Genomic DNA, 7,742 nt, shown 5'->3' with positions numbered 1-7,742 from the left:
AGCGGTTTCAGTCCAGGTCATCGTGAGCTCCATCGAATGTAAGCAATCCGATTGAATCATAACCTGCTGTAATCGCTCAACCCTTTTTGGAACAGGCTCTCAGACACGAACAACATCCGTTGCTTGCATGATGCGCCCAGTTTGAGAGAGGCTAATATATTCCTCCGGTGAAAGCAGGCACTACGAGTTATTTCTATGTTTAAAACATATCATACTACACCCAGAGCTGTTATTTTTTACTCCATAACAATCGCATCTTTCCAATCCGTTGCTTTTTCAGCGACGAATGAAAAAATTGATAATAATATTACCTGCATTAATTCAGATTGCATTTCCAGCTCTCCGGAAAATTACACGCTTTATGATCAGAGATCGAAGATAATCTGCCCCGAAGATAGTGCAATCGGAAGTGATGGAGAATATAACTGTGCGTTTGATAGATTTATTGGTGATGATTTTTCTGACTTAATAGGCATTGTAGCCTACGGTATCTACAAAAACGCAAAGCGAGAATGGGCCAGCGCTTTCAAACGCGAAAAAAAGAGAGCTCCGACCCCTCAAGAACTGCGCGCTTATCATGCCTCATGGACACCCACGCAAATCGAGAATGCACGAAAGAGCGCAGAGCAATTACTGTCTCAACACGCCAAAACAGTCGTGGAAAAGGAAGAGACGCGGATTTTGCGAAAAGCGCTTAAAGGCAACTTCTGGATGTCAGTTTGGCAGTCCATATTCGCAAATAGCCTCTATACCATCATACTTATTGCGCTCACATTTATTGTCAGCCGAGCTGGCGTGGATTTACTCGGAATTTTTACACGAGCCCGTGAACGCTCAGAGCCTGAATCAAAGTGAACATAACCATATCATGCTTTTGTGACGGACCGGACGAGTAGGCGAATGTTTGTGATGTAGACCCCGCTTCAGCGGAAACAATGGTTTTCTCGCAGTCTTTGGCCAGTCTGCGGCATCGTCCCAACCATGCAAATGTGCGCTCCACAACCCATCTGAGTGACTTTCTGATCGAGATCGTCTCTCACTCTGAATATGCTGCCAAACGCGGTTGGAAAGTCGTCTCGGCTAAACAATTCCGGCCGCAGTCTGATGAAATTTGCTTTAAATGGCTCTGGTTGGACAGTTACCAGGCTGGCATAGTCAATGACCGTTACAGATCTGGCCCCAATTGCGACGACTTTCAATTCGCCGATAGAGACAATGTCAGGGCTGCGCGTTGCGAGTCTCGCAGCTCCTTTTCCTGGAATAATTCGGATTACGTCTTAAAATTAATCGAAGTGCACCAGATAAGGACGCAAATGACAACCCTTGCAGACTATTTCAAATATTGGAGCCAACCAGCTCGCGAACATGACAGGGGCATCGATCGCGGTTCTTTCATTCAACCCTATTTTACGAACCAACACGTGCTTTCGCTCGCGCTCAATATTCCAGTCGACTGGACACAATTATATTTGCCGGGGCAACCACCAAGCGGTAAACAGGTGACTCCGCAAACGTTACCCTTCCCACTTAAATTCACTATCCGTAAGCTCGGCTTTACAGCCGAAAAAAGAGGCGCTGTCGCTCTCGGTTCGCGTCGCTATAAACTGCGCCCACACAGTTTTCCGCTATCGATCACTCTCTACGAAACACGGATATTACCACATCTTGGTTCACGAGATGCTTTTGAAGGAGCATTCGAACATGCGCAGTTTCTTTATGAACTCGACATGCAGCATCTTGAGTTTCTGGAAGCCACGGATCCCGCGGCCTATGTGCAGCAACTTTTGCAGTTGGACTACTGGCTCGTTTGACGATGGAGCGTCAGTTTTGCGACAAAGGGGTTGTCACAATCGAAATGAGCTATGCCCGCCGGAACGACGTGTCCGAACTCATATAGAACAGCACGCCGCGCATTTACCAGCGGTTCGTTGATACAAAAAGCGTTCCCTGGCTCGAAAAAGTGCGGCACAAGCCTGCTGCTCTTCGGTTTTCGGCGATACAAAGCGCATCTCAGGCTGGCTGGCTGCCGTGACCATTGCCTCGGCATCAGCAACATTATTTTTTCCGGCGCTCCACTAATCATCAGCTGACCATAATGCGAAGAACCCACCTGGATCGCTCGGTTGTGAGCCTTTTAGCGCAAAATTCCTTTGCATTATTTCATAGCGGGTCGAGCCAGGCGAGCAAACTCGCATCGCGTTTCCACGATGATGATTGCCCTGTCGTCACTGACACGGCGACCAGCAGCTCCAGCGCCTTTTCGTCTTGTTTCCAGATTGGCTTTCACTGACGCCAGCCTGCAAAGAGCAATTTTGCGCTCCCCTGCTCTCGTGCTTCTGTTCGCCACGGCTGCATAGTTTACAACCTGGAGTGAGCTACCTTGCCAAAGGGCTGACCGAGGCGAAGGCATGTGCTCCTCTATTCCAGGCGACGAGGCACGCAATCCCGTTGACGAAAATATTACAAGCTTGTAAGCGCTGAAGACATTGCATCAATCATCTTCATTTGCCGGGTTGCCACTCTTCAGCTCTTTATTCATTCTCATGGGCGACACAACTGTTACGCCTGCACCGGATATAGCTGTCGGAGCATTCGGCAAAAATCCGGGAGGAACCTGGAGCGCATGTGCAAAAAAAGCGCGCTAAAACAAAGGATGGGAGCGCGATCTGCTTCACTCAGATCAAAACGTGCTCCCGGTCGGGAAATTCAGCTTCTGTCTTTTTAGAAGGCGATGGCTGGATCAGAAAAAACAGGCAACCGTGTTATCTTGATAGTTCTATCGAATTTATAGTCAGTAGCAGCCTTTTGGAAAGTGATTTGACTGCGCAGAAATGAAACAGCTCCTCAGACATTTTTTAGACGCCTTTATTATTTTTGAAACCACACAAGCAGGTACGATGTTATCGATTTGCTGCCATGGGGATTTTTCCAGCAGAACAGCGCTCATAAATGGCAAGTATCGGAATGCAGCTGGCATCGCATCGATTATAAATAATTTACATATTAACAACGTCAATCATATTCAGTTACTGTGTTGTCACTCTGCAGATTTCTATTCATCCTCTTTGGCGGCAGAATTATCACGTATAATGCCCAATATAGCAGTCACTGGCTATGCGGGAGAAGTATCTGCAAGGCCCCAGCCGGAAGTTTCGGCTCTTTACTTTGCACTTTCTAACATTGATTCATATAATAAACGCATCAACGACCATTTTATGGTCCTTGAAGATATCAACCAGGTGCCGTATCAAAATAGATTTCAGTTTCATAGAATACAATTTAAAAATGGATCCATGGTAAACCAAACAAGTATTTCTGTATCAAAGCCAAGTTATATTGATGGACGAGTTTTAAGTTATAGACAGTTATAACTCTTGAATTATTCTTTCCTCGACCATTCCGTTGTCATTGTGAAGACCCGGAAAAGCGGCATATATGTGCGATAGGGTGATTTTCGAGTGCCGGAGCGCAGCGCATGAAGCGCATCCCGAAAAGTGTAAACGCCTCCGCAGAGAAATCAGTCCACGGGACTGATTTCTGATCCTGCTTCGATCGGAAAAGACGCGCGTTAAAACAAAGAATCAGGACGCCGATCTCCGGCCAATCCGATCAAACACGCTCTGAAGGCAGGTGGGCCCCGGAATGGAGGAAATTGCCATTCGCAGCCACACAGAACGACTTTCGAAACAAGCTCTGACAAGTCCGCCCGATAGCCAAGCGTTGCTTCATTCTCAAAGTCTCATATGCCGCCAGAATTGGGAGTAAACCGAGGACACGTCCTCCTGAACGATTGGCGCTCACGTGGGATCATATCCGCAGGATGAAAGTATGCTGACCATCGTGCCGGACCCGGCTCTTCAGGCAGCATAGTGATCTGCTTCCCGTTGGAACCTAATGTGATGACGCTGCCACGGATCAAAGGACAGCCCGGTCCCGTCCAGCATGTCGCGAACTACCGCCATATCATTCATTCGCTTCGCCGCAAGCCGGCGGCCAGGCGCCGTCAGCCGCTTGTCGGCGCGTACAGCGATTTGATGATCGAGCATCAGCCCCAGCCACTCGTCTTCGTCCATTGATCGGGATTCCGGCTGATCTGCCAGTTCTCGCCGTGCGGCGTCTATCCCCGGCAGGCCAAGCATGTGCATGTGATCAAGGGTTGGATTCGTCAGCATTTTGTTCCTTTCGCTGGTGAATCAAATCGGGATGAACCTCATCAGGTGTGATGGCCTCCGTGGATGAAGCCTACGGCCCTGAAGCGCTACGCAATGTGGGAAGCTTCGGACTTCAGGAGCCGTAGGCCGGGCACCGGAATGCGAAGAACAGCACCATATCCCTGTTCGGGATGCGTCTTGTCGCGAATGACCTGCTCAACCAGGATGCCCGTAGTGGCGCTGATCTTGCTGGCTTGCCGGATCAAACTTGCCGCACTCATTCCGGCATGCCTTTGATGCGATTTGGGCACATGGACGCCTCGAAAAACCTCGCATTTTGGGTCGGAATTTGATTCAATCCCCATGCTGTTTTTGCGGAGGTGTAAATGCGGGGACAGGCTGGTTTCCGGGACATTGATGAGCGCTATGCGCGGCTAAGCGAAGCCGGTGATCCAATGGAGAAGCTGGAGAGCGTCGTGCCATGGGATCCGTTTCACAACCGTTGTCCAAGGCGCTGAAGCGCTCGGACGGCATAAATGGTGGTCGGCGTGCCTACGATCCGGTGCTGATGTTCAAGGTCCTGGTTCTTCAAGCGCTTTACAGTCTCTCGGATGATCAAGCTGAGTTCCAGATCCAGGATCGTCTTCCTTCATGCGGTTCCTGTGCCGTGGACTGGGCGATAAAGTGCCGGACGCCAAGACTATCTGGCTGTTTCGCAAACACATCTCGTGCAGGCAGGCGCCATTGACCTGTTTGCTCGCTTTGATCATCATCTCTCGAAGGCCGCATATCTGGCTATGCGCGGGCAGATTGTCGATGCCACGATGTCGGATCCGATCCCGTGTCGAGCACGTCTTCGCCCACCAGAAAACCGGAATGGGAATGTTTGTCAGAATCATCGGCATCGCACGGGCGACCATGAAAATCGGCATGGTCAATCTCGCCTACAACATCAGTCGATACGTCTGGCACGAGAAAAAAGCAGCTATTGCATGGGGAGACGTCCGCCCGGCAGCGATGAGCCCGGCAACCTGGCGTCATATCCACAAATCCGCACGCTCAACGCGCCAGAATTTAACATTCAACGCCGATTTACCGTAAGCGCTGTTTTCAGGCCACGGCTTTGAGATCGTGCGTTGCGGCATAGGCCCAAGGCAGCAGGTCGTCGATCTGGCTATTTGGATGATTGTTGACGATCTTGGTGAGGACGTCTGAGAGATAGGCCAGTGGCTCGACATTGTTGAGCTTTGCCGTCTCGATGAGCGAGGCGATAGTCGCCCAGTGTTCGGCCCCGGCGTCAGAACCGGCAAATAGCGCATTTTTGCGATTGAGGGCAATTGGCCTGATTGACCGTTCGACGACGTTGGAATCGATCTCGATCCGGCCATCGTCGATGAAGCGGGTCAAGCCGTCCCAGCGTGACAAGGCATAGCGGATTGCTTCGGCGAGTTTTGTCTTCTGGCTGATGTAGCCGAGTTGTTCACGCAGCCAGGGAGCGAGGCTGTCGGTAATCGGACGACTTTTTTCCTGACGGGCGACACGACGCTCCTCGTGGGGCCGGCCACGTATCTCTTCTTCGATCCTGTAAAGTTCGCCGATGCGTCGCAGCGCCTCGCTGGCGATGGGTGCCGGACCAGCGGCAGCAAGCTCATAGAAGCGGCGTCGAACGTGGGACCAGCAGAAGGCCAGCGACACGGTGTTCTTTGCCGCGAGCGGGCGATATCCACTGTAGCCGTCTACCTGCAGGATGCCGACGAAGCCGTCGAGATGGGCCATCGGTCGTTCGCCTTTGCGATCTGGCGCATAGACATAGGTGACACCGGGCGGGTCATCGCCCTGCCACGGCCGGTCATCTCGTGCATAAGCCCAAAGCTGGCCGGTCTTGGTTTTGCCACGTCCCGGATCGAGCACCGGGGCCGTCGTCTCGTCGGCGAAGAGCTTGGACGATGACTTCAGATGATCGAGCAGCCGCTGATGGACCGGGCGTAGATGCCAGGCGGCGCGACCGACCCAGTCGGCGAGCGTCGAACGGTCGAGGTCGATGCCCTGACGCTTGTAGATTTGCGCCTGGCGATACAGCGGCAGGTGGTCAGCATATTTAGATACCAGCACCTGGGCGACGGTTGCCTCTGTCGGGATGCCGCCCTCGATCAGCCTTGCCGGGGCCGGAGCCTGGACAACGACTTCTTCACAGGCCCGGCAGGCATACTTCGGGCGGCGCAGCACGAGCACCCGGAATTGGGCGGGCACAAGATCGAGCTTCTCGCTGACATCCTCGCCGATCCGATGCAGGTCGTTGCGGCAGCAGGGGCAGGCATGGTTATCGATATCGACCACGATCTCGACGCGCGGCAGATGCGCTGGCAGTGAACCCCGGTTCGTACGCCGTTTAGCGACCTGCGCCTGGCGCAGAGCAGTCGAGCCTTGTTCCTTCTCTTCCAGCCCGGCAGCCTCGATCTGTTCGGCCTCTTCAAGCCCAAGCAGAAGCTGGTCCTCTGGAAGCGTCTCTGCCCGTCGACCAAAGCGGTGACGCTGTAATTCCTTGATGATCTGCCGCAGGCGGGCATTCTCCGCCTCACGCGAAAGCACCATTGCTTTCAGCGCGTTCAGGTCATCCGGAAGCTCGTCTGCCGTCATCGTCATGGATCGAGAACAGCATATTTTGCCGCTCGGAGCGAGACGCTGAATGGCTCTGATTCAATTGGTCGCGCCCGTTATCCGGCCTTTATCGGCGTGCGCGTTTCGCTCGGCGCATGCACGCGTTTCCAGTCCAATCCTTCGAACAGAGCCGAGAACTGGGCGGCCGTCAGATGCATCACACCGTCTTGCATTCGAGGCCAATGGAACTCGCCATCCTCGATCCGCTTGGCGACCAGGCACACGCCGCTGCCGTCCCAGAAGATCAGCTTGATCCGGTCCGTTCGTTTGGCCCGGAATACGTAGATCGTGCCCGAGAACGGGTCGGCACCCATCTGGGCCTTTACCAATGCCGCCAATCCTTCAGCACCTTTGCGGAAGTCGACAGGCTTGGTGGCGATCATCACTTTTACCGCACCGGACGGGCCAATCACGACTGAGCCTTCAACGCCTGGATGACGGCGGCAATGGTTGCAGCATCGGTGCCAGAGGCAATACGCAGCCAGGCTCCATCAATCCGCAATTCAATGGCCGCCTCCGGAGAAGTTCTTCTTGGCAAACGTGCTTGCCGCGCCCTCTTCGGTTCCGAATTCTCGGGCGACACGACGACTGCTGGTGCAAACATTGGTGCTTGCTCCGGCACCGACAACACATCAAGCGGCTTTCGGGCGAGCCGTCGCCATGTGAACAACTGCTGCGGCGTCAATCCATGCCGCCGCGCCACAGAGCACACCGTGACGCCAGGCTCGCAACTCTCCGCAATGATCTGCGCCTTCTGATCGTCGCTCCATTCGCGACGACGGCCATTGCCTGTGAACACCTCAAACCGGCGTATCGGCTCATCCTTGGATTTAAGCGTAAGTTCTGAAATCGACATATGTCCTAGCCCTCTTTCGAGGTTGAACATCAATGATCAAGCGATGATCCGGAAGGTGGGGTCAGGACAGCGCTTAC

9 protein-coding genes and 1 pseudogene are annotated in these 7,742 nt (G+C 53.1%); 4 read left to right on the top strand and 6 right to left on the bottom strand.

Going from position 1 to position 7,742, the window contains the following annotated elements; all coding sequences use genetic code 11:
* Window positions 1–195 precede the first annotated feature (195 nt).
* On the top strand, window positions 196–855 hold the full coding sequence (locus ACTJKP_RS25685) for a hypothetical protein (RefSeq protein WP_440632694.1): 660 nt from the start codon (window positions 196–198) through the stop codon (window positions 853–855).
* An 11-nt stretch (window positions 856–866) separates the two neighbouring features.
* Here ACTJKP_RS25685 and ACTJKP_RS25680 read toward each other — a convergent pair.
* A pseudogene (locus tag ACTJKP_RS25680) lies at window positions 867–1,009 on the bottom strand (transposase); the annotation flags it as partial.
* A gap of 1,822 nt (window positions 1,010–2,831) precedes the next feature.
* On the opposite strand from ACTJKP_RS25680, the gene ACTJKP_RS25675 reads away from it, so the two are divergent.
* A complete protein-coding gene (locus ACTJKP_RS25675; RefSeq protein WP_440632693.1) occupies window positions 2,832–3,371 on the top strand; it encodes a hypothetical protein in 540 nt (179 codons plus the stop codon).
* 486 nt (window positions 3,372–3,857) lie between these two features.
* On the opposite strand, the gene ACTJKP_RS25670 is transcribed toward ACTJKP_RS25675, so the two are convergent.
* Both ACTJKP_RS25670 and ACTJKP_RS25665 read right to left on the bottom strand, forming a co-directional pair.
* A complete protein-coding gene (locus ACTJKP_RS25670) occupies window positions 3,858–4,172 on the bottom strand; it encodes a hypothetical protein (protein WP_440632692.1) in 315 nt (104 codons plus the stop codon).
* An 86-nt stretch (window positions 4,173–4,258) separates the two neighbouring features.
* Window positions 4,259–4,432 carry a hypothetical protein gene (locus ACTJKP_RS25665; RefSeq protein ID WP_440632691.1) on the bottom strand — a complete coding sequence of 58 codons (174 nt, stop codon included), beginning with the start codon at window positions 4,430–4,432 and terminating at the stop codon, window positions 4,259–4,261.
* Window positions 4,433–4,632: 200 nt separating this feature from the next.
* Here ACTJKP_RS25665 and ACTJKP_RS25660 point away from each other — a divergent pair, with 200 nt between their 5' ends.
* Together ACTJKP_RS25660 and ACTJKP_RS25655 are read left to right on the top strand one after the other, a co-directional pair.
* Complete coding sequence (locus ACTJKP_RS25660; RefSeq protein WP_440632690.1) at window positions 4,633–4,899, top strand: transposase; 267 nt, start codon at window positions 4,633–4,635, stop codon at window positions 4,897–4,899.
* A 128-nt stretch (window positions 4,900–5,027) separates the two neighbouring features.
* Window positions 5,028–5,252 (top strand): hypothetical protein, encoded by a 225-nt coding sequence (locus ACTJKP_RS25655; RefSeq protein WP_440632689.1) that lies wholly within the window; start codon window positions 5,028–5,030, stop codon window positions 5,250–5,252.
* Window positions 5,253–5,261: 9 nt separating this feature from the next.
* Here ACTJKP_RS25655 and tnpC read toward each other — a convergent pair whose 3' ends face one another.
* The 3 genes from tnpC to tnpA form a co-directional block, all read right to left on the bottom strand.
* Window positions 5,262–6,794, bottom strand: a complete 1,533-nt coding sequence (gene tnpC, locus ACTJKP_RS25650; protein ID WP_121539677.1) for an IS66 family transposase — start codon at window positions 6,792–6,794, stop codon at window positions 5,262–5,264.
* A 71-nt stretch (window positions 6,795–6,865) separates the two neighbouring features.
* A complete protein-coding gene (gene tnpB / locus ACTJKP_RS25645) occupies window positions 6,866–7,222 on the bottom strand; it encodes an IS66 family insertion sequence element accessory protein TnpB (RefSeq protein ID WP_109366349.1) in 357 nt (118 codons plus the stop codon).
* A complete protein-coding gene (gene tnpA / locus ACTJKP_RS25640) occupies window positions 7,219–7,665 on the bottom strand; it encodes an IS66-like element accessory protein TnpA (RefSeq protein WP_181375986.1) in 447 nt (148 codons plus the stop codon). The genes tnpB and tnpA overlap by 4 nt, the downstream gene beginning before the upstream one ends.
* Window positions 7,666–7,742 lie beyond the last annotated feature (77 nt).

The organism is Brucella sp. 22210 (genome assembly GCF_052045675.1).
In the GTDB taxonomy this organism is placed as follows: Bacteria; Pseudomonadota; Alphaproteobacteria; order Rhizobiales; family Rhizobiaceae; genus Brucella.
The sequence above is the reverse complement of the archived record's forward strand: the minus strand, read 5'-3'. Positions and strand labels throughout refer to the sequence as shown.

Coding starts and splice junctions, on each gene's coding strand:
- ACTJKP_RS25685 (WP_440632694.1), top strand. CDS start 196: ATGTTTAAAACATATCATACTACACCCAGAGCTGTTATTTTTTACTCC.
- ACTJKP_RS25675 (WP_440632693.1), top strand. CDS start 2,832: ATGAAACAGCTCCTCAGACATTTTTTAGACGCCTTTATTATTTTTGAA.
- ACTJKP_RS25670 (WP_440632692.1), bottom strand. CDS start 4,172: ATGCTGACGAATCCAACCCTTGATCACATGCACATGCTTGGCCTGCCG.
- ACTJKP_RS25665 (WP_440632691.1), bottom strand. CDS start 4,432: ATGAGTGCGGCAAGTTTGATCCGGCAAGCCAGCAAGATCAGCGCCACT.
- ACTJKP_RS25660 (WP_440632690.1), top strand. CDS start 4,633: ATGGGATCCGTTTCACAACCGTTGTCCAAGGCGCTGAAGCGCTCGGAC.
- ACTJKP_RS25655 (WP_440632689.1), top strand. CDS start 5,028: ATGGGAATGTTTGTCAGAATCATCGGCATCGCACGGGCGACCATGAAA.
- tnpC (WP_121539677.1), bottom strand. CDS start 6,794: ATGACGATGACGGCAGACGAGCTTCCGGATGACCTGAACGCGCTGAAA.
- tnpA (WP_181375986.1), bottom strand. CDS start 7,665: ATGTCGATTTCAGAACTTACGCTTAAATCCAAGGATGAGCCGATACGC.